The 24625-nt window shown below is 59.6% G+C and carries 20 protein-coding genes; 16 read left to right on the top strand and 4 right to left on the bottom strand.

From position 1 onward, the window contains the following. The first annotated feature begins 1 nt into the window (after window position 1). The 3 genes from M9Q49_RS01295 (at window position 2) to hrpB (ending at window position 4535) form a co-directional block, all read left to right on the top strand. A complete protein-coding gene (locus tag M9Q49_RS01295) occupies window positions 2–898 on the top strand; it encodes a hypothetical protein (protein ID WP_254506799.1) in 897 nt (298 codons plus the stop codon). A gap of 232 nt (window positions 899–1130) precedes the next feature. Further along, window positions 1131–1991 (top strand): hypothetical protein, encoded by an 861-nt coding sequence (locus M9Q49_RS01300; RefSeq protein WP_254506800.1) that lies wholly within the window; start codon window positions 1131–1133, stop codon window positions 1989–1991. Window positions 1992–1994: 3 nt separating this feature from the next. After that, window positions 1995–4535, top strand: coding sequence for an ATP-dependent helicase HrpB (gene hrpB / locus M9Q49_RS01305; RefSeq protein ID WP_254506801.1), 2541 nt, complete (start codon window positions 1995–1997; stop codon window positions 4533–4535). Between the two features lie 8 nt (window positions 4536–4543). On the opposite strand, the gene M9Q49_RS01310 is transcribed toward hrpB, so the two are convergent. Continuing rightward, window positions 4544–6643 carry a CotH kinase family protein gene (locus M9Q49_RS01310; protein ID WP_254506803.1) on the bottom strand — a complete coding sequence of 700 codons (2100 nt, stop codon included), beginning with the start codon at window positions 6641–6643 and terminating at the stop codon, window positions 4544–4546. 58 nt (window positions 6644–6701) lie between these two features. Here M9Q49_RS01310 and M9Q49_RS01315 point away from each other — a divergent pair, with 58 nt between their 5' ends. From M9Q49_RS01315 to M9Q49_RS01345, 7 genes are all read left to right on the top strand, one after another. Next, window positions 6702–7187 carry a GNAT family N-acetyltransferase gene (locus M9Q49_RS01315; protein WP_254506805.1) on the top strand — a complete coding sequence of 162 codons (486 nt, stop codon included), beginning with the start codon at window positions 6702–6704 and terminating at the stop codon, window positions 7185–7187. Between the two features lie 201 nt (window positions 7188–7388). Then, window positions 7389–8249, top strand: a complete 861-nt coding sequence (locus M9Q49_RS01320; protein ID WP_254506806.1) for a DUF1559 domain-containing protein — start codon at window positions 7389–7391, stop codon at window positions 8247–8249. Window positions 8250–8252: 3 nt separating this feature from the next. Next, window positions 8253–9284 (top strand): NAD(P)-dependent oxidoreductase, encoded by a 1032-nt coding sequence (locus M9Q49_RS01325; RefSeq protein ID WP_254506808.1) that lies wholly within the window; start codon window positions 8253–8255, stop codon window positions 9282–9284. Between the two features lie 125 nt (window positions 9285–9409). Continuing rightward, window positions 9410–10087 carry a hypothetical protein gene (locus M9Q49_RS01330; RefSeq protein ID WP_254506810.1) on the top strand — a complete coding sequence of 226 codons (678 nt, stop codon included), beginning with the start codon at window positions 9410–9412 and terminating at the stop codon, window positions 10085–10087. 183 nt (window positions 10088–10270) lie between these two features. Beyond that, complete coding sequence (locus tag M9Q49_RS01335) at window positions 10271–10873, top strand: HupE/UreJ family protein (protein WP_254506812.1); 603 nt, start codon at window positions 10271–10273, stop codon at window positions 10871–10873. 92 nt (window positions 10874–10965) lie between these two features. Beyond that, window positions 10966–14007 carry a PSD1 and planctomycete cytochrome C domain-containing protein gene (locus M9Q49_RS01340; RefSeq protein WP_254506813.1) on the top strand — a complete coding sequence of 1014 codons (3042 nt, stop codon included), beginning with the start codon at window positions 10966–10968 and terminating at the stop codon, window positions 14005–14007. 53 nt (window positions 14008–14060) lie between these two features. Then, window positions 14061–15494, top strand: coding sequence for a DUF1501 domain-containing protein (locus tag M9Q49_RS01345; protein WP_254506814.1), 1434 nt, complete (start codon window positions 14061–14063; stop codon window positions 15492–15494). Here the strand turns inward: M9Q49_RS01345 and M9Q49_RS01350 are convergent. Continuing rightward, entirely contained in the window at window positions 15484–16059 is a 576-nt protein-coding gene (locus M9Q49_RS01350) for a hypothetical protein (protein WP_254506816.1), read from the bottom strand. The two genes, M9Q49_RS01345 and M9Q49_RS01350, sit on opposite strands and share 11 nt — an antisense overlap. Window positions 16060–16174: 115 nt before the next feature. Here M9Q49_RS01350 and M9Q49_RS01355 point away from each other — a divergent pair, with 115 nt between their 5' ends. From M9Q49_RS01355 to M9Q49_RS01380, 6 genes are read left to right on the top strand one after another with little or no spacing between them, the layout of a single operon-like run. Then, window positions 16175–17974: a redoxin family protein gene (locus M9Q49_RS01355; protein WP_254506817.1), complete on the top strand. Its 1800-nt coding sequence runs from the start codon at window positions 16175–16177 to the stop codon at window positions 17972–17974. Further along, on the top strand, window positions 17971–19059 hold the full coding sequence (locus tag M9Q49_RS01360) for a DUF1559 domain-containing protein (RefSeq protein ID WP_254506819.1): 1089 nt from the start codon (window positions 17971–17973) through the stop codon (window positions 19057–19059). The genes M9Q49_RS01355 and M9Q49_RS01360 overlap by 4 nt, the downstream gene beginning before the upstream one ends. Window positions 19060–19068: 9 nt before the next feature. Continuing rightward, window positions 19069–20187, top strand: a complete 1119-nt coding sequence (locus tag M9Q49_RS01365) for an RluA family pseudouridine synthase (RefSeq protein WP_254506820.1) — start codon at window positions 19069–19071, stop codon at window positions 20185–20187. Window positions 20188–20235: 48 nt separating this feature from the next. Then, window positions 20236–20940, top strand: a complete 705-nt coding sequence (locus tag M9Q49_RS01370) for a DUF433 domain-containing protein (RefSeq protein WP_254506822.1) — start codon at window positions 20236–20238, stop codon at window positions 20938–20940. A 54-nt stretch (window positions 20941–20994) separates the two neighbouring features. Further along, on the top strand, window positions 20995–21318 hold the full coding sequence (locus tag M9Q49_RS01375) for an antibiotic biosynthesis monooxygenase family protein (protein WP_254506823.1): 324 nt from the start codon (window positions 20995–20997) through the stop codon (window positions 21316–21318). 47 nt (window positions 21319–21365) lie between these two features. Then, on the top strand, window positions 21366–22121 hold the full coding sequence (locus tag M9Q49_RS01380) for a basic secretory protein-like protein (RefSeq protein ID WP_254506825.1): 756 nt from the start codon (window positions 21366–21368) through the stop codon (window positions 22119–22121). A gap of 2 nt (window positions 22122–22123) precedes the next feature. Here the strand turns inward: M9Q49_RS01380 and M9Q49_RS01385 are convergent, their stop codons facing one another. Further along, on the bottom strand, window positions 22124–22750 hold the full coding sequence (locus tag M9Q49_RS01385) for an SGNH/GDSL hydrolase family protein (RefSeq protein WP_254506827.1): 627 nt from the start codon (window positions 22748–22750) through the stop codon (window positions 22124–22126). Window positions 22751–22825: 75 nt separating this feature from the next. Continuing rightward, on the bottom strand, window positions 22826–24586 hold the full coding sequence (locus tag M9Q49_RS01390) for a protocadherin (protein ID WP_254511887.1): 1761 nt from the start codon (window positions 24584–24586) through the stop codon (window positions 22826–22828). Between the last annotated feature and the right edge of the window lie 39 nt (window positions 24587–24625).

The following is a 24625-nucleotide window of genomic DNA, read 5'->3' on the forward strand; positions in this document are numbered from 1 at the left end:
CATGCGAAACCTGCTGACGATTTTTTTCTGCGTTCTTACATCGGCTGCGTTCGCCGCGTCGCCAGAAATCACCGCGCCACCCGCCGAGCTGAAAGCGCCGGAGTTCTACAAAAAGTTCATTTCTGCCGACGGCTATCCGATTGTCGCTTCCGAAAAAGTAAACGACTACGCCCTTCGCGAAGCGGCGTTTCTCATCAACAAGATGCTCGCCAATCGGCCTGACGTGCGGAAGGCGATGATCGACAGTGGTTCGCGGCTGTGCATCATCGGCGCTGCCGAATTCACCACCGATCTGCCGGAGTTCTCCAAGCTGCGCGCACCGCGCGAGTTCGCCGAAATCGGCAACAAGAATTTCTGGGACGCTCGCGCTCGCGGCACCGGTGGCAGTCAGACGGATCCTTACTGCTCCTGCGGCGAAGAAAATCTGCTCGGCTATCCCGGCGATCCTTATTCGACCGAGAACATCCTCATTCACGAGTTCGCCCACAACATTCATTTGCGTGGCCTGGTGCGCGTCGATCCTTCCTTCGACAAGCGATTGATTGAATGTTACGACGCCGCGATGAAGGCCGGCCTGTGGAAGACTAAGTACGCCTCGGTGAATCATCACGAGTATTTTGCCGAGGGAGTGCAGTCGTGGTTCAGCAACAATCGTGAGAACGACCACGATCACAACCACGTCAACACGCGGACCGAGCTCGAGGAATATGATCCGGGCCTCGCCAAGCTGTGCAAGGAAGTCTTCGGCGACACGGAACTTGTCTACACTAAGCCGACGACGCGGTTGTCCGATCACATGGAAGGCTACGATGCCAAGGATGCGCCGAAATTCGTCTGGCCCGAGCGGCTAAAAAAAGCCAAGGAAGAAATTCATCGGCAGGCAACGAGTCGGAAGTAGCGAGCCATAAGCGCAACCGAAGGAGTCGCGATAATCCTTCGCTGGCGCTTCAGGCTTGTTCGCGGCTTCCGCGTGCCGGGAATCACCGCTAAACTGGCGACAACTGTTTCTCCCCCTCCGCTCGCGCAGTTTTTGGCTCGTGATTCGTTACCGCCCTTTTCAGAACTGGGACCCACCCGCGCTGGCGGAAATCTGGCGGGCGCAGCCACCGTTGCGGGGCCGAATGTCGCCAATGACTCCCCTGCTGTGGGAGAACATCGTCCTGGCCAAGCCGTACTTCGATCGCGCGGGGCTGATCGTGGCCTGCGAAGGAGCCCGGCCGATCGGTTTCGTCCACGCCGGCTTTGGCACCACCGACGACAACAGTGCACTTGACTTCACCAGCGGCACGATTTGCCAGCTCCTCACGCTGCCGCATCCGCAACAGCCGACGACCGCGCTCGAGTTGCTCTCGGCCGGCGAGGATTATCTTCGCAAACGCGGCGCGAAGACCATTCACGCCGGCTGTGCTTACCCGCTCAATCCGTTTTATCTCGGCCTGTATGGCAGCTGCGATGTGCCGGGCGTACTGGCCAGCGATCTTGCCGCTCGCGAACTTTTTTCGGCCGGAGGTTATGTCGAAGGACCGCAGCGATTGCTGCTGCATCGCACGATCAGCAATTTCAAACCGCCGATCACCGGGCAACTGCTGCAGGTGAAGCGAAAGTTTCAAGCGACGCACGTCGGCGAAGTCATGCCACAGAACTGGTGGGATAACTGCGTCTGGTCAAATGCCGTCTGGCAGCGATTTCATCTCGCCGCGCGGGAATCGGTCGAGCCGGTGATCTCGGCGACGTTCTGGGAGATTCAGCCGTTGTCGCAAGGTTGGGGTGTGCGGACCGTCGGCCTCGTGAGCATTGACGATACGCCCGAAGCCCGCGAAGCCGGCCTGACGACATTTCTGCTGAGCGAATCGCTAAGGATGCTCGCCGAGGATCACGTCGCTCAGTTCGAAGTGCAATGCGCTCCTGACGACACTTCGCTGCTGGCCATCTTGAAGCAGCTTGGATTGGCCGAATACGACCGCGGCGCACTTCTGGTGAAGCGGGCGTAGTTCATGACTCGCCAACTTCCTTCGCTGCCGATCGACGATTGCCTGGCCGAGCTGATCGACTCGCTGCGGAAGAACTCATGCGCGGTGCTGCAAGCGCCGCCTGGCGCTGGCAAGACCACGCGCGTGCCGCCAGCTCTATTGCAGCATGGCTTGGCCGGTGACGGCAAGATTCTGGTCCTGCAACCGCGCCGCGTGGCGGCCCGCGCAACGGCAGCACGCATCGCCGCCGAACAAGGTTGGCGACTCGGCGAGGAAGTTGGTTTTCAGGTTCGCTTCGAGTCGCGCATTGGCCCGCGAACGCGAATTGAACTGATCACCGAAGGAATCCTGCTGCAGCGTTTGCAGCGAGATCCATTTCTCGACGGCGTGAGCTTTGTCGTCTTCGATGAATTTCACGAGCGCTCGCTGACGAGCGATCTGTCGCTCGCCATGACTCGGCAAGTTCAGCAGGCCGTGCGAAACGATTTGAAACTGCTGGTGATGTCGGCCACGCTCGCCGCGGAACCGATTGCGACCTATCTTGATCGCTGTCCGATCGTGCGGAGCGAAGGGCGGATCTTTCCTGTCGATGTTCAATACGCGCCGACGCTCGATCGCCAGCCGTTGCCCGAGGCGGTACAAGGCGCGGTCACTCGGCTGAAAGACGATCGCGGCGACATTCTGGTCTTTTTGCCGGGGCTCGGCGAAATTCGTCAGGTTGCCAAGCGACTGCAATTCTGGGCCGAGGAACATGGGCTGCGGCTACTCGAACTCTACGGCGATTTGCCCGGCGCGCAGCAGGACGAAGTGCTCCAGCCGTCGAACCAGCGGAAGCTCATCCTCTCGACGAACGTCGCCGAAACATCGCTGACGATTCCCGGTGTAACGACCGTCATCGATAGCGGCCTGGCGCGAGTCGCGCGCTACGACGAAGCCACGGGGCTCGACAAACTAGAACTGGGACAGATCTCCAAGGCCTCGTCGAATCAGCGGGCGGGTCGCGCGGGACGAACGGGCCCCGGCACTTGCATTCGCCTTTGGCCCGAAGCAGCGCATCGCTTGCGACCCGAGTTCGACGAGCCGGAACTGAAACGCGTCGATCTGGCCGGCGCGGTGCTCACCATTTTCAACTGGATCGAACCCGATCTGGCCACGTTCCCGTGGTTCGAGCCGCCGTCGCCTCTCACGCTGCAGCGAGCGATTCATTTGCTGGAGCGAATCGAAGCCGTCACCGATGGCAGCATTACTCCACTCGGCAAAAAGCTCGCGGCGCTGCCGGTCCATCCGCGACTCGGCAGGCTGTTGTTGGCCGGCGCTGAATTAGGAATCGCCGAGCAAGCGGCAACCGCGGCGGCGCTGCTAAGCGAGCGAGATGTGTTTCTGCGGGCCAATTACCGGCCCGGTGAGCGTCGTACGCCGGCGCACCGCAGTCACAACGACCTGGCCGATCGGATTGCCGCGCTCGATGCTTTTGATGAACGAGGCACGGCCGATTCTGACGTCGGCACGATCAACCGCAGTGCTGCGAAGCAGGCTCTCAAAGCTCGCGAACAATTGCTGCGACACGTGGCCGGTGCAAATCGGCCGCTGCGAATGAGCGGCGACGAAGCGCTCGGCCGCGCACTGCTCGCAGCCTTTCCCGATCGCCTCGCGCGCCTGCGCGAGCCCGGCAGCCGTCGCGCGGTGCTGGTCGGTGGCCGCGGCGTGAAGCTGGCCGACCAATCGGCAGTCACGGGTGAAGAGCTATTTCTCGCCATCGACGTCGAAGCCAGCACGGGCGAAGCAACGGTCCGTCTCGCGGCCGGCGTGGAGAGGGATTGGCTACCGCGAGAACTGTTGAGCGACGAAACGGTGCTGACCTACGATGAAATGCAAGAGCGAGTCGTCAGTCAGCGAATGATCCGTTGGGATGATTTGATTCTTGACTCCCGCCAGGCGGCTTATCCGGCGGCTGAAAAAGTTGCCGCCGTTCTGGCCTTGGCTGCCGAAGCGAACTGGGAGAATGCGTATCCAGCCGACAACGAAAACCTGACCGACTTCGTCACGCGTGTCCGCTGTTTGCAAACCTGGATGCCGAATCTTGAGTTGCCGGTCGTCGACGATGCAGCACTCAAAAAGCTGCTCCCCGAGTTGTGCCTTGGCTGCAAATCGCTGGCCGATGTCCGCCGCGCGCCGTGGCTGCAAGTGATCAAGAATTTGTTCGATTGGCAACAGCTGCAGCAAGTCGATCGCGAAGCGCCGGAGCGCGTCGGCGTTCCCACCGGCAGTCAGATCACGCTGCAGTATCGCGTCGGTGAACCGCCGATTCTCGCGGTGCGCATCCAAGAAGTCTTCGGCCTCATGGAAACGCCGCGCATCGCCGGTGGCCGCGTTCCCGTGCTGATGCATCTGCTGGCGCCGAACATGCGAGTCGCACAGGTTACGGCTGATCTCAAGAGCTTCTGGGCCAATTCCTACGCGCTCGCGCGCAAAGATCTTCGCAATCGCTATCCCAAGCACTCCTGGCCCGAGAATCCTTACGAAGCCGAGCCGCAGAAACGGCCGACACGCAGGCCACCGTCTTAGCGACGGCTTTACTTCACGATCTCAATCGCCGGCTCGCTCCAATTTCCCGCGCGACCTTCGGCATCATGATAGCGAGCTCGCACGCGATAGGTCCCGCGCTGGGCGAAGAGTTTCTGCGAGAGGATCATGCGATCTTCAAGCCGCCGATCGTTGGCGCGCGATCGCCATAGATCAGTTAGCTCGTACAGATACGGATCACCCTTCGTCCAGCCTTCCACGCCGGGCGCAGCCACGCGGGCCACGCGCCATTCGAGCGCCGGCCTCTTTCCCTCGGGCCAGGTTCGCTTGTCAACCTCGAACGTCCGAAACTGCGAGTCGCTGTCGGTGCGTTTGACAACTGGCTTTGGTGGAATGTCTTTGTCCATCGCTTCGTAGGCCACGTAGCCCCAGCCGTAGCCCTGCGGATTGCCATCGTTGGGCGCGTAGTTCTTTACCGGTCGCGAGTCGGTGCAGAAGTCGAGCAGGTACTTCTCAAAACCCTTGATGTCGTTCGTCGCGAGTTTGCGTTCCCAACCGCCGCCGAAGTGATTTCCCTGAGCAGGATTTACGAAGTAACTTCCCTTTTGATTGAACTGCGGCCGCCAGTTCCAAGCCGCTTCGTCGAGTTGAGCCCAGTTGGTTTCGAAGCCGGCCGGTGAAATCACGCGGGCCAGTTCGCTGATGAGTTGCCCGATCTGGCCGCCGCTCGGCGAAGCATCGGCGACGAAGAGATCGAGAATTTCGCGAGCGCGGTTTTGATACTCGCGCTTGATACGCGGAACGTCGAGGCAACGAATCGCATCGATGTGCCCCGGCTGATGATGCCGCGGCACGAAGCACATATCGTTGTCCCACGGAATCGGACTCCACTGACCGTTGGGCGCACGGTAATAGCCGTGGTTGCCGTCGGGGCGAATGTCGACATTGCCGATCAAACGATTCAGCGCGTGAAAACTGTAGTACTTCGGCAGGTCGAGATTCGTCCGCCACCAATCCTCTTTCTGGCCGGGCTGCATGCCGCTGCGGAACGTATCCCATTCCTTCTGGCCGGCGCTCTTGTCATCGGGCAGATGTTTGATGCCGCTTTGAATGCTCACGATCAGGCCGTCAGGAAGGTTCTGCTGCTTGAGCAAATGTTGATCGAGATCGGTGACCGCCAGGTACAGCCCCCACAAGTCGCCGTCGTATTGATCTTTGGGATTGCTCTCGGTCGCGCTATCGATCACGCGAAAGTGAACCCAATGCGTCGAAGAGCTCGGCACGCCGGCCAACTGAAAGGCGCGAAAGGTCAGCGCCTCGTCGAGCCCGGCCACGCCGCGCAGCACCGGCAAGTAGGGTGTGCTTTGGCCCGGATTTAAATCGATATCGTTGCGCGACGGCAGCGCAGTGGGTAGATCCTTCCACTCCGCTCGCTGCGGCTCGGCTTTGGGAAATTTCAGCGCCCATTTGTTTTTGCCGCTAATGTAGGCACTCCCCTGGCCGCGGTTGCTGAACTCCATGTGGTCATAAACTTGGCCCTCGTAGACAAACGTTGCTGGGAACCGCTTCTTGTAAGCGCCGCCATCCCACTGACTGGTCGCAATGTCTTGGCCGCGGGCGATGAGGTGATAGGGCTTGATGGTGTTCAGGAATTCGCTCGTGAACTTTCGTTCGGGCGATTTGCCCGGCTCGCGCGAGCCGCTCCAAGCCGGCACGCCGTCGTAACAGAAGAAGGCGTAGTTTCCTTCCTCGCTTGGCAGCACGAGCTTTTCATCGTTGCTTTTCGTAACGACGACGCGGTAGCGATAGAGCCAGCGATGTTTGATTTGCTCAGCGGGGATTTGGAAGCCGAAAGAAGACGCCGTCGCAGATGGCAATGCGAGGCCACCCTTCATCGGCAACTCGACCCATTTCTTTTTGAAATCGGGATCGGTCTTGCGGATGTATTCACCAGGAGGGACGGCTTGCAGTTGCAGAACGGCGCTCTTGAACACGACGAAGGGAGCGTCAAAGCTGATCTGCACGCTCTCGCCACCTTTTGGCTGCTGGGGCCGATGAGTCGGCGGAGAATACGGTGGCGGTGTGCCCGCCGTTGCCGACGAAGCAAAAACCAAACCGGCGGAGATGGCGAGCACGAGGGAACGTATCATGAGCAGTCCGCACTGGGCGTTAGAAAACTTGGACGTCTGATTCTACCGAGTAATGCTGATGACAGCTGCCGCGATCCACATCCGTCCCTACCAGCCTACCGACTACGTGGCCATCAAGGAGCTGACCGTTACGGCCTTTGCTGGCGTGACGCTGGAGCAAAATGTCGAGCAAGCGCTCGGCGGTCCGCTGCACGGCCACGACTGGCAATGGCGGAAGGCCCGGCATGTGGATGAGGACGTCGCGACCAATGCGGCGGGGATTTTTGTGGCCGACGACGACGGCAAAGTAGTGGGTTACATCTCGACTGCCATCGATCGTGCTGCCGGCAAGGGCCGAATTCCCAATCTCGCCGTTGCTGCCGAGCTGCGTGGCCGGGGGCTCGGCCGACTGTTGATCGAACACGCGCTGGCCTACTTCCGCGCCGAGGGTTTGTCGTACGCCGTGATTGAAACGATGGCCCAGAATGCGATTGGCCAGCAGCTCTACACGTCTTGCGGCTTCGTTGAAGTCGCGCGGCAGGTCCATTTTGCCCAGCGGCTGTAAATCTGATCGTATCTTCCTGAAGCCGGCCGGATTACCTTTTCGCACGACAACGAAATTAACTTGACCGAGGATTTCGTCACTGTTAATTTCTTTAGCGAGCGAACCTCTCGGAACAGAGGAGGCATTCACGCCGCTCACCGCAGGGGAGTTGTCATGCCCGACTTCCGTATCCCACCTGTTCGTCCCACCCGGCGATCTCTCATGTCGCGCGTTCGTAAGGCCTTCACCTTGGTGGAGCTGCTGGTGGTGATTGCCATTATTGGCGTGCTTGTCGCATTGCTGTTGCCAGCGGTGCAGTTTGCCCGCGAATCGGCACGGCGGACCAAGTGCGAGAACAATCTGCGCCAGGTCGTGCTGGCATTGCACAACTTCGAAGGAACCTACGGCTATTTTCCGTCGGCGTATGTGGGGCCGAATACAGATCCTGGTTGGGGCTGGGGCACGGCGATTTTGCCGTATTGTGAGCAGAAGAATATTTATGATGCGGCGCAGATCGAAACCACCGTTTTTGGCGGCGGCGCGATTCCAGCATTGCCGACCGTGCAAACCGAAACCAAGCTCTCCCTTTATCGCTGCCCGTCTGATCCGTCGCCCGACAAGAATCCGATCCGCTTGTATCACGGCACCTCGAATTACCGCGCGGTGGCGGGGCCCATCGAAATGTATACCTTTTATGTCGACTACGATTACGGCGGCGTGCTCTATCAGAACAGTCGGACGCGCATGTCGACCATCACCGACGGCACTGCGAACACGCTGCTCATCGGCGAATGCATGTTCGATGAAAAAATTGGCAAGCGGGCCGCCATCTGGGCCGGCATGTCCGGCATGCGGCCACTCCCTGGCGATCCAGGGCCATCTCTCTGGGTCAGTGATGTGATGTGGTCGGTCGATAATCTCAGCGCCAATGTCAACGGCCCGGCGCCGCAAGCTTTCAGCAGTCGCCATCCCGGTGGAGCGTTCTTTGCCTATAGCGACGGCAGCGTCCGGTTCTTCTTCGAACATGGCGACAAAAACATTGTGATGTGGGCGGCTGGCCGCGACGACGGAAATCAGCAATAGCCCATGAGTCAGTTTCGGGTCGCGCTGACGGCAGATTTTTACGAGGCGGGACAGCTCCGCTATCGCGACATCGGCCTCGATCTGTTGCGGGACTCGCCGGCGCATGAGTTGATTTCGCTAGCCGCGCATCGCAGCCCAATCGAAGCGGATCAATTGGCCGGCGTGAATGGCGTCATCGTTCTCTCTCCACGCATCACCGCACACAGCCTTTCGGCCGCTCACGATCTGCTCGCTATCGGTCGGTTCGGTGTGGGGTTCGATAGCGTCGATGTCGCGGCGTGCACCGCAGCCGATGTGCTGCTCTATATCACCGTGGGCGCGGTCGATCATTCGGTGGCCGAAGCAACGGTTGGTTGGCTGCTGGCGATGACGCATCATGTGCGTACCAAGGACCAGCTAGTGCGCAGCGGCGAATGGGATGCGCGTAGCCGATACATGGGGAGCGAGCTGCGCGACCGCACGCTGGGGATCGTTGGTTTTGGCGGAATCGGCCGGGCCGTGCTGCAGATGCTGGGTGGGTTTCGCATGCAACCGCCGCTCGTCTTTGATCCGTTCGTTTCGGCCGAGGCGATTGCAGCCGTGGGCGGCAGGCAGGTTTCGCTGGAGGAACTGCTAGCAAAATCCGATTTCGTCTCGCTCCATTGTCCGCTGAACGATCAGACGCGAAACCTCATCGGCGCACGGGAACTGGCACTGCTCAAGCCGACGGCGTATCTGATCAACACGGCTCGCGGCGGCATCGTCAACGAAGATGCTCTGTTCGCCGCACTCCAGGAGAACCATTTGGCCGGCGCGGCGCTCGATTGCTTTGAGCAAGAGCCGCTGATGGGTCCAACTCGTTGGGCAGAGTTCGACAACGTGCTGCTGGCGCCGCATTCGATTGCCTGGACCAACGAGCTATTTCGCGACATCGGCCGGGCGGCCTGCCAGGGGATGCTCGATCTGGCCGGTGGCATACGGCCGCGCGGTATCGTCAATCCAGAAGTTCTCGAGCGGCCTGGGTTTCTCGCCAAGTGGCAGCGCCTACGGCAGTAATCCCCACAAAATTGCAATCTTGCTTCAAGAAATTGCTCTGGCAGCATTTGCCGCTTTCCGGCATCATCCCGCCCGAGATCACCGTTTCTTGCGGCCGGTCCGCTTTCATCTGCAAGGGATTGCCGATGCTTCCGTCTACGCCTGTCACTTCCCCATTTCGAACCACTCGCCGGCAACTGCTGCTGGGCGGCTTGGTCGCGCTCCTCGGTTCGCAATCGGGGTGTGGCGCTATGGCCCAAATGATGTATTGGGCCAGGGGAAACCCGGTCGACGCCAAATTTCCCGGCCTGAAAAAGAAGACTGTCGCCGTCGTTTGCTTCGACGGCAACCTGGCTGGCCAAGGCAGCGAAGCCGACATGATCGCCAAGCGCGTGACCACGATGCTCGACATGAACGTCGAGAAGATCAAGATCGTGTCGCAGCAAAAAGTGCTCGACTGGATGGATGGACAGACGGAAAACGTCAACGACTTCAAGGAAGTGGGCCGCGGCGTGAAAGCCGAAATGGTCGTCGGCATCGATATCGATAAATTTAGCACCCACGAAGGTCCTGGTTTGTTGCGCGGCCGTTCGCGCTATTCGGTCAAAGTTTTCGACATGACCGAAGGTGGCAAGCTGGTGTACTCGGTGCAAACCACCCCGGTCATCTTTCCCGAAATGGGACCGCGGGCTGTCACCGAAGGCGAAGAGATGTTCAAGATGCAATTCATCGATATCGTCGCCAAGAAGATCGCCAAGGACTTCTATCCCTACGACAAGATGGAAGACTTTGGCAACGACGCGGCCGACTTTGCCCGCCAGTAGCAGTTGATATCTCTTCGCTGTAGCGATTGTTGGCTGCGCCTTGTTCATCGCGGTGCTCAGCAGCGTGCGCTGGTACTAAGGGCCAAACGGCCGGATGTCCAGTTCGGCCCGCTGACGCATTCGCCAAAAAACGCTATCCTGGCGAGAACCAATCTCCATCCTTCCACTCGCTTTGAGGCGGATATGAAGTTTCGCATTGCTTTGTCGGTTCTGGCCCTGTGCGCGGTTTCGGCGGTTCCGGCTTGGGCTCATCCGCATCACGTTCACGCGCCAGGCGCCGAACATGGCCTGACTGCGGGTTTCTTTCATCCCCTCTTCGGTCTCGATCACTTGCTGGCGATGTTTGCCGTTGGCTTGCTGGCCGCACAACTCGGTGGGCGAGCGATTTGGGCGTTGCCAATGGCATTTCTCAGCTTGATGCTCGCCGGTGGTGCGGCAGGCATGGCGGGAATTGGTTTGCCGGCGATGGAAATCGGCATCGCCTTGTCGGTTGTCGTTCTCGGCGCTGCCCTGCTGATTGGTAGCAAATACCCGCTCGCCGCGGCCACGCTCGTTGTTGGCTGTTTTGGCATTATGCACGGACACGCCCACGGTACCGAATTGCCGGCGATGTCCTCGGCAGCGCTTTACAGCGTGGGCTTTTTGCTGGCGACGGCAGCGTTGCATCTCGCGGGAATCGCCGCGGGCCTGCTGCTCGTGCGCGGCGAACGCTCGGTCACGTTGCTGCGTGCCTCGGGTGCAGCGATTTCCGTCGTTGGTATCGTGCTGCTGATGCGTGCGATTTAGCTCGAGTTGCCGCCGAAACATTCGCGTCGGCTAGAGCCTTTCGCTTAGAATGGGGGTTCCCTCCTGCCCGCTGGCAACCGCCGAGGCCCCCGATGCGTTTTCCCGCCTTGCTGCTTTTGATCTTTGCGCTCCCGTGTCTGGTAGCAGCGCAAACGCCCGACGACGGGACGAAGTTCTTTGTCGAGAAGATCGAGCCGGTTCTCATCAAGCATTGCTACAGTTGCCATTCGCACGATGCGCTGAAGTCCAAAAAGCTGCAGGCCGGGCTGTTCCTCGATTCGGAAGCAGGCCTGCTGACGGGCGGCGAGAGTGGCCCCGCGATCGTCAAAGGCAAATCGGCCGAGAGCCTGCTGATCAAAGCCCTGAAGTTCGACGGTGTCGAAATGCCGCCGACGGGCAAGTTGCCCGCCGAAGTGATCGCCGATTTTGTGAAGTGGGTCGACATGGGCGCGCCCGATTTGCGCATCGGCGGCAACGTCGTGAAGACGCGGCGCGAGATCAGTCTCGACGAGGGAAAGAAATGGTGGTCGTTTCAGCCGCTGCAAACCGTCACTCCGCCGATCGCTCCCTTTGGCGCTGGTGCGACGACGGCCATCGATCAGTTCATTATTGTTGAACAAGCGAAGCAAGGACTCGCGCTGAGTTCGCCGGCTCGCAAGTCGACCCTGATTCGCCGCGCGTACTTCGATCTGATCGGTCTGCCGCCGACGCCCGAACAGATCGCTGCGTTCCAAAACGACAACTCGCCGCAAGCCTTTGAAAAAGTCATCGACGAGCTCCTCGCCCGGCCACAATACGGCGAGAAGTGGGCCCGCCATTGGCTCGACGTCGCCCGCTATGCGGAGAGCGGCGGCTATGAATTCGATGGCTTTCGCAACGGCGCGTTTCACTATCGCGACTGGGTGATTCGGGCCCTCAACGACGACGTGCCGTTCAACGAGTTCGTCCGTCTGCAACTCGCGGGCGACAAACTGCGGCCCGATGACTACGCAGCCGCGTCGGCCACCGGCTTTCTCGTGGCGGGACCTTATCCGGGACAGATCACGGCGAAAACGGTCGAGCGGATTCGTTACGACCAACTCGACGACATGCTGATGACCGTCGGTGGCTCGATGCTCGGCCTCACGCTCGGCTGCGTGCGTTGCCATGATCACAAATACGATCCGCTGCCGCAGCAGGACTACTACGCGCTCGCGGCTTCGCTGGCCAAGACGGTGCAAGGGACACGGCAACTCGATCCCGATCCTGCCGCCACGGAGAAAGCAGTCGCCGCTCATCGCGCAGCGGAAGAGCCGTTCGCTACAGCGTTGAAGAAATTCGCCGCAGAAGAACTGCCACAGAAGTTCGATGCCTGGCAGAAGGCAGAACTCGCGAAGCAGCCCGAGACGCCGCGCTGGCAAATCCTCGAGCCGATCGCGTGGGATGCGGAGCGGTCGTATTTAAAGAGCGTCGTTGGCGGCCTGCTCGCGCACGATGGCTTGATGGTGCCCGGCACCACCGTGCCGGCGCGCGGACGACGACAGGGAAAGGTGGCGAGCGAAGAGCAGTATGAGCTGACGTATCACACGCATCAGAAAACGATTCCAGCTCTGCGGCTCGATGCCTTCACCGACAAATCGTTACCGCAGAAGGGGCCCGGCCTGAATCCCGATGGCAGCTTTCAACTGGCTGAGTTGAAGATCACCGCGCGGCCGCTCGATGCGAATTCCAAAGAGTCACCCAAGGAACTGAAGCTGAAAGCCGTCTTCGCCGCCGGTGAGGACAAAGATCAGCCGATCGCGAATGCGGTTGATGGCAAGCCGAACACCGCGTGGATCGTGAAGACCACCGCGAAAAAAGACAACGCAGCCGTCTTCGAACTCGATCCACCGCTCGCTGGTTTTGCCGGCGGGACGGTGCTCGCTGTCGAACTGAAGTTCAAAGATCTAGGCATTGGCCGGCTGCGGTTGTCGCTTAGTACCGAAGCAAACCCCGCGACGTGGGCTGGCGATTTTGTGTCGCAGCACGTGGGTGAAATCCGAGCAATTCTCGCGGAAGGAAAGAACAAACTCCCCGACTCGCTCCGCGAAGCAATGGTCCGCTGGTTCGCGCCGTTCGAACCAGAATCGGCCAAGGTCCTCGCTGCATTAACGAAGCACATCGCTGCCGAACCACGGCCCAAGATGGCCGAGGTCTACACCACGGTTGGCGGCGGCCAGGATGTGTTTTTACTCCGTCGCGGCGAAGTCGACAACAAAAACGGGAAAGCCGAACCGGGGCAACTGCAGGTGCTCACGCGTGGCAAATCCGATTCGCCGCCGGCCAGCGATCCGCGCATCGCCCTCGGCGATTGGTTGACCGATGTCGAGCATGGCGCCGGGCCGCTCCTCGCTCGCGTGCAGGTCAATCGCCTCTGGCAACATCACTTCGGCCAGGGCTTGGTCGGCACGCCGAACGATTTCGGCGCTCAGGGTGAGCGGCCTTCGCATCCCGAGTTGCTCGAATGGCTCGCCAGCGAACTCGTGAAACAGAACTGGCAACTCAAGCCGCTCCACAAACTGATCATGCTCAGCGCCGTCTATCAACAAGGAAACGACTTCACGCCGGAGCAACAAAAGATCGATCCCGCCAATCGCTATCTCTGGCACGCTCAGCCGCGCCGACTCGATGCAGAGCTGATCCGCGATTCGCTCCTCGCTGTCGGCGGCAATCTCGACAGCACACTGTATGGCCCGAGCATCATGGATAACACGCAGCGGCGAAGCATCTACCTGCGCGTGAAACGGAGCGAGCTGATTCCGTTGATGACGATGTTCGATGCGCCCGAACCGACTCAAAGCGTCGGCGAACGCATCAGCACCACCGTGCCGACCCAATCGCTGGTCATGATGAATAGCCCATTCGTCCGCCAACAAGCCGAGAAACTCGCCCAGCGAATCAAACCGCAAATCGACATGTCACTCGCGGCAGGAATCGATCAGGCCTATCTCGTTTTGTTCGCTCGTAAACCAACAGAGCAGGAACGATCACGGCTGGTGGCTTTCATCGAACAACAGCAAGCGGCGCTCGGGACGGATGCGGCAGCGAAAGATAAAGCGATGGTAGAAGTTTGTCAGTTATTGCTGTGCCTAAATGAGTTTGTGTACGTGGACTAGTTTCTTTGCCTTCAATCTGCAATCTGCGATCTAAAATCTGCAATCGAATTGCCATGTTCAACCAACCTCTCCCTCACCGCCGCCAGTTTCTCCAAACCGCCGGCCTCGGCTTCGGTTCACTCGCGCTGGCGAACATGCTCCACAGCGAAGCCCGTGCTGATGCGACTCCTGTCGGGCCGTTGTCAACGAAGGAGCCACATTTTCCGCCGAAGGTGAAGTCGATCATTTGGTTGTTCATGACCGGTGCGCCGTCGCAGGTCGATACGTGGGACTACAAACCAGAGCTGCAAAAGCGCGACGGCCAGGAACTCGCTGGTTCGGATCCAAAGACCGGCTTCTTCACGACGAGCGGCAAATGCCTGAAATCCCCCTTTGATTGGAAGCAGTACGGCGAATCCGGCAGTTGGGTCTCGAGCATCTTTCCGCATCTGTCGCAGCACGTCGACAAGATGTGCTTTTTGCATTCGATGTACTTGCGGCAGAACAATCACGCGCCGGCGTCGATCGAGCTGATGTGCGGCACGAACCGGCCCGGCCTGCCCGCGCTCGGGGCCTGGATGACGTATGGCCTCGGTTCGCTCAATCAGGATTTGCCGTCGTATGTGGTGATGCACGACACGCGGCCGCGCGGCGACGATCAGATTTGGTCGGCTGGTTTTTTGCCGAAGACGTATCAAGCCCTCGCGCTCGACGCGCGGCGGAAGGAAGCGATCGACAATCTGCTGCGCGACAACAAGCACACCGACGAGCAGCAGCGGGCTCAGCTCGGACTGATGAAGCAACTGAATCAAGAGCACGCCGCGACGCGCCCGACACAGGCCGATCTGGCCGCGCGGATCAACTCGTATGAGCTGGCCTATCGCATGCAAATGGCGGCGCCGGAAGCGATGGACCTGAGCAAAGAAACAGCAATGACGCACGCGGCGTACGGCATGGACAAGCCGGAGTGTGCGACGTTCGCTCGGCAGTGCTTGCTCGCGCGGCGACTCGTCGAGCGCGGCGTGCGGTTCGTGCAGATCTTCGCCGGCAAAGGCGTAGGCGGTGATGGCAGCGTGAACGACGTGCCGTGGGACTGCCACACTGACGTCGAATCGAATCACAAGTCGTGCGCCATGCACACCGATCAACCGGCGGCCGCGCTCCTCGCCGACTTGGCCGCTCGAGGCTTGCTCGAATCGACGCTCGTTATCTGGGGCGGTGAGTTCGGCCGCACCAGCGATTCGCAAGGCAGCAAGGGCCGCGACCATAATCCCAACGGCTTCACCATCTGGATGGCCGGTGCCGGCGTGAAAGCTGGTCTGCACTACGGCGCGACGGATGAATTCGGCTACAAAGCGGTTGAAAAGAAAGTCCACGTCAACGACCTGCACGCGACGCTTTTGAAACTCCTCGGCCTCGAACACACGAAGTTGACGTATCGCTTCAACGGGCGGGATTTTCGGTTAACGGATGTCGCGGGCGAGGTGCTGACGGAGATTATCGCTTAGGCTGTTTACCCCGGGCAACGCTTTTTTGTGATTTGTTATCTACTGGCCTCGGCTCATGCCGTACAACCGGCCAGTCGCCCGCCTGGTCCTGCTTTTGCAGGTCAGCAACCATCGCTCTCACGTCAAAATTGTGCCGCTGAGCAAATGCCTCGCGGGCCTTGCGCACTTCTTGCAAAACTTCATCAGTCATTGCTGTTCTCCTCGCCGGGCAGTTCCTCGGGTGTGCAAATGAGTGGGGCTTCGTAGTAGCAATGTGCAGTGCGTCGGCGGCAGCTTTCGCAGGTAAGGGAGCCTCTCTGAGCAGTGATTCGGCCAAGTCTGCCATCTCATCGAGTTGCTCCAGCACAGGGATCCCCGCCAGTGCGGCAATATGTTCGGCGGCCGCCTGTGTGTCACCAGCCTGACACTCTTGAAGCACCAGTCGCGAAGTAAACAACTCAAAATGCTCGCGACGCGCCCACCATTCTCGGGTAATTTGCTGATGAGCAGCGCGAACGAGATCACGACTAGCCCAAGCAGTCAGATAACTGGGAATTGTGGTTTCAACGTAAACAGTTGGCTTCATAATTCGATCCTAGCCGGGCCTTGACCTTGCAGCAAATATGCCAGAATCGATCACGTCAGGAAACGGTGAAATCGTTTATACTGATGCCAAAGATCATCGCTTCGAGGAGCCGTACATGTCGTTATACCGTTTGCAGGCCTGCTTTCTGCTCCTCGCGCTGGTTTGCCAGACTGCTCTGGCCGAAGACCGTCCCAAAATCGGCAGCGAAGTCCCTAATCTCAAATTCAAAGACATTCGCTACCTGCAGCGGTCGCTCAGCGACTTCGGCGAGCCGAAGGCAGTGGTGCTCGTCTTCAGCAACACCACGTGCCCGCTCGTGCAGAAGTACTGGCCGAAGTTGAAGCGGCTTGACGCTGCCTATCGCGACAAGGGCGTGCAGTTCGTCAGCGTAAACGTAAGCGTGGATGACGAGATTGCCGAGATTGCGCAACGGGCGATCGACTTCGGCGTCGAGTTTCCGTTTGTGAAGGATGTCGACGGCTCGTGCGTCCGCGCGGTGGGTGTGGAACGAACGCCGGAGGTGGTGATCATTGATGCGGCGAAAAAGTTGCGCTATCGCGGCCGAATCGACGATCAGCAGCGCGTCGGCGGCGCTCGGCCCACGGCGAACAGCGACGATTTGACGGCCGCACTTGATGCGCTGTTGGCAGGCCAAGAGATCAAGCTGGCGGAAACAACCGTCGACGGCTGTTTGATCACGCTGCCGGAACCGGTAGAAGTAAAAACGAAGGTGACGTTTTTTCAAGATGTGTTGCCGATCATGCAGGAGAACTGCCAGGAGTGTCATCGCACCGGCGGTGGTGCGCCGTTCTCGCTGATGACGCGCGAGGAAGTGACATCGCATGCGAAGATGATTGCCGAAGTGGTCGCCGATCGTCGCATGCCGCCGTGGTACGCCAATCGGCAGCAACATTTTTTGAATGAACGCAAGCTGACGACGGCGGAGCGCGAGACGATTGTCGCGTGGACGAAGACGGGCTTTGCTGCCGGCGACGAAGCGAAAGCGCCGCCACCAGCGACCTTTGCCGATCCCGCTTGGGAAATCGGCGAGCCGGATATCATCACCACCGCGCTCGAAACGCACAAACTTCCCGCCGAGGGTTTTGTCGAATACAAGCACATCATTCTGCCATACGTTTTTCTGCAGGATACGTGGATCAGCGGCGCCGAGATCAAGCCCAGCAACTCGGCCGTCGTGCATCATTGCAACATGGCGTACGTGCCGCTGGGTGCAAAATTCAGCGATGAGAATTTCATTACGGGGCGCGTTCCAGGCGGCACCGCGTTCACGCTGGGCGAAGGGCTGGGCTTTAAGATTCCCGCCGGCTCGGTGATCGGTTTGCAGATTCACTACACGACCACCGGCAAGGAAGAGACCAACCGGATGCAGGTCGGCTTTCGCTTTCCGCGTTATGTGGTGCGACAAGAATTGAAGCACGTGCAAGTGACGACGCGCAAATTTGAAATACCGCCAGGCGCCGCGGCTCATCCAGTGCAATCGGTACGCACGCTGCCTGTCGACGCCACCGGCCTGGCTATGTTTTCGCACATGCATCTCCGTGGCAAGGACATGACCTTCAAAGCTCTCTTCCCGAATGGCGATGAAGAGACGCTGCTGAGCGTGCCGAACTATCATTTCGATTGGCAGCAGAACTTTCGCTGGCAACCGAACACGAAGAAGTTTCCTAAGGGAACGAAGATTGAAGTGACGGCCCACTTCGATAACTCGAAGTTCAATCCGTACAATCCCGACGCCACGCAAGCGGTTCGCTTCGGCCCGCAGACGGTGAATGAAATGATGTACGGGTTTTTCTTTTACACGGCGGATGGCGAGGATTTGAACCTGACCATCGATCCGAAAACGGGTGTGCCTGTGAAGCCCGCGACGCCGGCGAAAGATGCGGCCAGCGAATGAAGAAGCGGGGTTTTACGCTGGTGGAGTTGCTCGTCGTGATTGCGATCATCGGCGTGCTCGTTGCGTTGCTGTTGCCCGCCGTGCAAGCGGCCCGCGAAGCCGCCCGGCGAATGCAATGCGGCAACAATGTGAAGCAGATCGCGCTCGGCTTGCACAATTATCACGATACGTTTCTCGCGTTGCCGTACGGCGCGCGGGCGCGCTATGTAAACAACGTGCCGACGAATAATAGTGGCCAATTCGGGCCGAGCTTTTTCGTCGGCGTGCTGCCGTTTTGCGAGCAGAAGAACCTGTACGACAAGATCGCGCAGCTGGAACAAACCGGCCAAACGTTTTCCACCGTCAGTGCCGACGATACAACCATCGGCGGCGTGGTCGGCAACGCTCAGATCAATTGGATGCTCTGCCCCAGCAGTCCGCTGCCGAAAATGGAAACGCCGACGGGCGGCAGACCTCTCGTGGTCCCTTCGTACGTCGGCATTCAAGGGGCGACGAATGGTGGGACGCGCGGGACGGAAGTCGATTTCACCGAGGACCGCACTTCGCCGGGGCCGTGCAGCGGCACGCTCTCGCAGGGTGGTTTGCTGACGATCAACATCGCGGTGAAGCTGAGCGAAGCAACCGATGGCACGTCGAATTGTTTGATCGTCGGCGAAGAGTCGGATTTCTTTTACGACTCGACCGGCGCTCGCCTGCGTATCGACGGCAGCACCGCGAGCACCGCCACGACGAACGCTGGCGGTTGGTGGTTTCGCGGTTGCAATCCGCAGCAACCGATGTTTCCGGCTTCGCTCGGCAATCCAAATATCTACAACATTCGCACCGTTGGTTTTGCAAACACGGCTGCCAACAATAACAATGGCTGGCCCGGCGTGGGCTTCAACGGGCGAAACATGAACGTGACGGTTCCCGGCAATGGCATTGGCGCGTTCGGGCCGAACAATCCGCTGAATGCCGCGCATCCGGCTGGCGTGATGACGGGTTTTGCCGATGGGCATGTGCAGTTGCTAACGACGCAAACGCACTTCGTGATTGTGAAACGACTCTCCACCCGCGACGACGGCGCGGTCGTGTCGCTCGATTAGAATGGTTGCATGTCTCGGCCTAAGAATTACGTCAATCATCACGTGCAACCCGCTCAGCAAGGAAAAGCTCTCGCCGCCGTGCTGCGCGAATTCATGCCCGATAAATCGTGGAATCAGGTGAAAAAGCTGATCACCGCGCGGCAGATTCAGGTGAACGGCAACCTCTGCCTGGAAGAGGCTCGCAAGGTAAAATCCGGCGACGTCATTCAGGTCTGGCAGCATCCGCTGGCTCCGCCGGCCGATGAGCGGAGCGTGAAGATTCGCTTTGCCGATCAGCATCTGGTGATTATCGAAAAGCCGGCCGGCATCACCACGCTGCGGCATGCCGAAGAACGCAACTGGTCGGCCGATCGGAAACGCCGCCAGCCGACGCTCGATGAACTCGTGCCGCGAGCGCTGGCCAGGCACTTGGGGTGGAATCTGGATGAACAGCCGCGACCGAAAACGCCGCAGCGAGGCCGTCGCGAGCATCGGCATCAACAGCGCTCGGGCCCGCAGTTGCCACCGATCCGCGCGGTCCATCGGCTCGATCGCGATACGAGCGGCTTGATGGTCTTCGCGCGCACGCAGCAAGCCGAGACCGCACTGATTCGTCTCTTCAGCAAGCATCGTATCGAACGGGCTTATCTGGCCGTAGTCTATGGCCGGCCTGAAGCGGGAAAGATCGAGACGATGCTCGTGAGGGATCGCGGAGATGGGTTGCGCGGGAGTGTGATCGAGCGCGCTCGAGAGGACAGTGCAGTTGCAGATGTGCCCCTCTCCCCAGAGTACCGAGGAGAGGGAGAGGATCAAGAACAAGAAGCTCAACAGGCAATTACGCACATCAAGCCTCTCGAAGTTATCGGCGATTATTCGCTGATCGAATGCAAGCTCGAGACCGGCCGGACGCATCAGATTCGCATTCATCTTTCCGAACGCGGCCACATGCTCTGCGGCGAGAAGACCTACACCCATCCGCTTGGTGAAAAGCCTCAGCACGACACCAGCGGCGCGCCTCGGCAAGCACTGCACGCTGCCGTGCTCGGGTTCATTCATCCATCGACGGGAGAAACGTTGAGTTTCAAATCGACACTGCCGGCCGATTTGCAGCAATGGCTGCAGCGGTTGAAGCAACAACCTCGCCCTTAGCTGTCTCAGGAGTTTTGGGGCGCGAGAAAAGTGAAATAGAATACTTTCATGCCTTTACTCCATCGCATAGCTATCGATCCGGACGTCTGCGGCGGCAAGCCGAGCGTACTGCATTACTCTGTCGACGATTTGCTGCATCTGTTGAAGCTACGTACTCACGCCGAAGTCCTGTCCCATTACGAAGATCTCTGGGAAGAGGACCTGCTCGCCGTTGAACACTTCGCGCAAGCGATTCAGTACACGAGTTCGACCACGCTCGGCGAAATTGCTCAGCAGGCCGCTCCGTCTTATGAGCCAGAGTTCGTGAATGTGGTTCGGAGTCAAATTTGCCGTGATATCCAATCGAATGGGCCCCAGAATCCGCAACTGACCACGCCTTACTCTCAAAGTCGGATCAAATTGCCGCACTATCGCAAACGGCGAGCGGAACCGCTGGCACCAAGCACACCCGTGTTCGGTCAGTATCTAACGTTGAGCTGGCTCCACCACGATGGCGTGTATGTCCTGGCTGAGTACGTCGATCGCCAGGAGATGGCCGATGAAATCGTTAGCGGAGGTGGCATCACCAATGGATATGTTGCCTGGCTGGCTGCGTTCGAGAGTGGCGTGCTGCTGCCGTATCAGATTCGCTACACCAATCTGCAGGGTGAGCGAAAATTACTAGACAAGCGTCAGCCGGAACATGCTCCTGAAGATTGGGATTGGGTCACCGAGCCTTACCGCGATGTGGCAATCGAATGGTGTGCAGGTTAGTGGGCCAGCGAAATTACAACGCGACATTTGCAGGATGAGGAGTTTCACGAAACGATGTTCGCCGCGACACCACCTCCGCCGTACTACGCGGTGATTTTCACCTCTGAGTTGTCACCTTCGGCCAGCGGTTATGCGGAACTCGCCCAACGAATGCTGAAGCTCGCTGCGGAGCAGCCGGGCTTTCTGGGCGTCGAAAGCGTACGCGATGCGAGTGGCGTGGGGATCACGGTTTCATACTGGCGGTCGCTTCCTGATATCGCGGCCTGGAAGCGACACAGCGAGCATGCCGTGGCTCAGCAGCTCGGGCGGTCGCAGTTTTATTCCAATTACCGCTTGCGAATTGCGTTCATCGAAAGTGAGTCGCAGCGCATTTTGTAGGTACACTAAGAACTGGTTTTTCTCTCCCTCGATTCGAACGAACTCCCATGCCACACTCTCGTCGTCAGGCTCTTGCTGCGTTGCTCCTGAGCGTTCCTGCTCTCACCGTTCCTCTGCTCGCTCAAGAGGAGCCGAAGGCAGAACCCAAGCCGGAACTAAAAACAGAGACCAAGCCCGAATCGAAAACCGAGGATAAACCAGAACGGCCGCGCACGCCGCCGCCGTTGCGTTTGACCATCGAAGGGGACGTGAGCGGCGACATGGGAAAGGTCGCCGGCAACCTGACGACGCTCTTTTACGATTGCTATCCGAAGTTGCTCAAGCGATTTGAGAATGAAGAGAAGTTCGCCGCGCGGAGCATCAAGATCGAATTCAAAAAGGGAATCAAAGTTCCCGCGTACGCTCATCGCGACACGATCACGGTCAGCACCGAGTGGCTGGAAAAGCATCCGGAAGACATCGGCTTGCTGACGCACGAACTGACGCATCTCGTGCAAGCCTATCCCAATTCCGATCCCGGTTGGCTGACCGAAGGAATCGCCGATTACGCCCGGCACGTCTATGGTCCGCCACAACAGCGCTGGGCGATTCCTCGCAGGCTGCGGCCCGAACAGAGCTACAAAAACAGTTACGGCGTGACTGCGAAGTTCCTCGTCTGGGTCGACGAAAAATTTCCGGGCACGGTCGACAAGATTCACCGCCGCATGCAAGCCAATAAATTCGAGCTAGAAGACTTCACCGACTTCACCGGCAAAGACGTCGACACACTCTGGCGCGAGTGTGTGATGGAATTGAATAAGTAAAACTAGCCAATCACATGGCAGCCCGCTGTGGGCTCGAAGAGTGCGTCGAGAATGCCGCGGGCGATCTTGCCGCCCCCGGCGGCGGAGGGTTCGATGGGCGACAGGCTGGAGAAGTCGCTCGCTTCATTGCAGATCGTGCGGAGGTCGATGAGCGTCAGCTTTGCCGCAATCGCGGTGCGCGTAATGACGTCGTTGAACAAGCACAGCCCGGCGATCTCTGCTGGCGTGATTCCGGGAATCGCGTCGTAAACGGTGCAGATTGCGAGTCCCTTGCGCAGACCGCGTAGCTGTTTCACCAAGCCGCGGTATTCACTCTGAAACTCTTCGCGGGCCGCGGCCAAGGTTGTCATGGCATCGCGCACCGTGCTGGCCTCAACGGGGAAGAAGTTGCCGGCCGACCAGAGCGCGTTGTTGCCGCCGATGCTCAGCACCAAGTGCGTAGCAGTCTCCGGCAACTGTTCAAGTTGACGAGCGACATCGGCAACCTTCGCACCGTCGACCGCCAGCAGCGAGGCCTGCCAGTCTTTGGGTAGCAGCCGGCGCACGTGCTCGTTGACCGCTGGGCCGCCGGGCACGTAATAGGCGTTGTCGAAAATTGAGTCGCCGAGAAGAACGAGATGGCCGGGCATAATACACCTTGCGCGCGAATGGCTTGCTCAGTTTAGTGACAAGCCAGTCGCCTGGAGGTTCGCCCTGCGAATCACTTACCGCGAAACGCCAGCGTCGTCGCTCCCGCCCTTATTCATCCGCACCAGCAGCCATTGTTCGGTGCGGTCGGCGTCGAGATGCACGAGAACCGGCGACTGATCCTTGGTGAGGTTATACAGGCCGGTTTCCATAACGGCCGTTTTGTTGTCGCCGACTTGGAAGGCGACTCGCTGCGTTTGCTTGTCGATGCTGCCGTTGATGGCTTGGGTTTTGTTCGTCACCGTGTCGGTGTAGTTGCCGCGGACGACGCCCGCTTTGTTCACGGCGAGTTGAATCACCACGTCCGAGGTCGCGCTCGCATTCTTGCTGAGGGCAAAGACGCCCAGCGGCAGCCAATCGCCGTCGGCGGGAGCGTCGGCTTCGGCCCCTTGCGTGGCGAGCGTCGTGGCCTGGTTGTAGTAATCGGTCGATGTGCCGACCTGGTCGCCATTCACATACACGCTGTTGTCTTCGTAAGTCACGTTGTTGCCATAGTCGTAGTAGACCGGCTGCGCAGCATAGCCGAGCCAATCGCTGGCCATGGCCCAGTTGGCAGTGTTCCAGGCAGCGCCCGTCGCCCAGCCAGCCGCGAACCACGCACCGGGATGATTGCCGTACCAACCCGAGCCGTAGACGCCCCAGTGATTGAAGTTCGTCCGCACGCCAGCGGCCGTCACATATCGGCCGGAAGGAGAAACGCGAGCGAAGCCAGCGGCCACGCCATTCGGACCTGCGGCAAAACCGCGGGCCGCAGCGCCACCATTCGGACCCACCACCGCGCCGCCACCAGCGACTCGACCATTGGGACCAACCGCAATGCCTTGACCGGCCTTGCCGCCGTTGGGCCCTTCGACGCCGCGGCCTGCGACCACGCCGCCGTTCGGACCAACAGCTGCGCCGCGTCCAGCAGCACCGCCATTGGGACCAACGACTCCGCCACCCGCAGCCACACCGCCGTTCGGGCCGACCGCGATTCCTTGTCCTGCCTTGCCGCCATCAGCGCCTTCGACGCCACGGCCTGCCACGGTGCCGCCGTTCGCACCTTCGTAAGCGCCGCGGCCCGCAGTGTTACCACGCGGCCCCGTCACCGTGGTGTAGCTCCCTTCGCCGCCGCGCGGGCCATTCACCGTGCCGTGATTGACGTCGACGTTATCGAAGGCGTGATTTTGAGTTTGATTGAGCGAGTGCATTCCTTCATCGGAAGGCAGGCCGAGGAAGTTGTTCAGCTGTGAACGGCTCGGCTGATTGAAATTGCTCCGATTTTCAAAATTGCCGCCGCCAAAGTTATTGGTGCGATTCTCAAATCCACCCTGACCTAGCCCGGCGCCACCCAATCCGCGATCGTTCAAACCGCCGCCACCAAAGCGTTCCAGCCCACCTTGATTCAAACCGCCCAAGTCACGATTCAAACCACCGCCACCGCCGAAGTTTCCACCGCCAAAATTGCCGCCACCGATGTTCCCGCGGTCGAATCCACCGCCACCGAAATTCCCACCACCGCCAAAGTTTCCGCCGCCACCACCAATCGGATGACCGCCGCTGAAACCGCCACCGCCACCACCTAATCCACCCCCACCGCCGAAGCCGCCAGGACGTGCGCCTCCACCGATTCCGCCGCCTCCTCCACCAAAGCCACCACCGCCGCCGCCCATCCGAGCGCCGCCTCCTCCTCCACCAAAGCCGCCACCTCCACCACCCACGCCACGAGCGGCGCAGTAATGCGGAATCGAGGACACGGTAAACAGAGCAACGGCGGTGAAGAGAATGTGATGGCGCATAGGAGACTTCGTTTGGTTGAGATGACTTGTGGTGTGGAG

The organism is Anatilimnocola floriformis (assembly GCF_024256385.1).
Classification (GTDB): Bacteria; Planctomycetota; Planctomycetia; order Pirellulales; family Pirellulaceae; genus Anatilimnocola; species Anatilimnocola floriformis.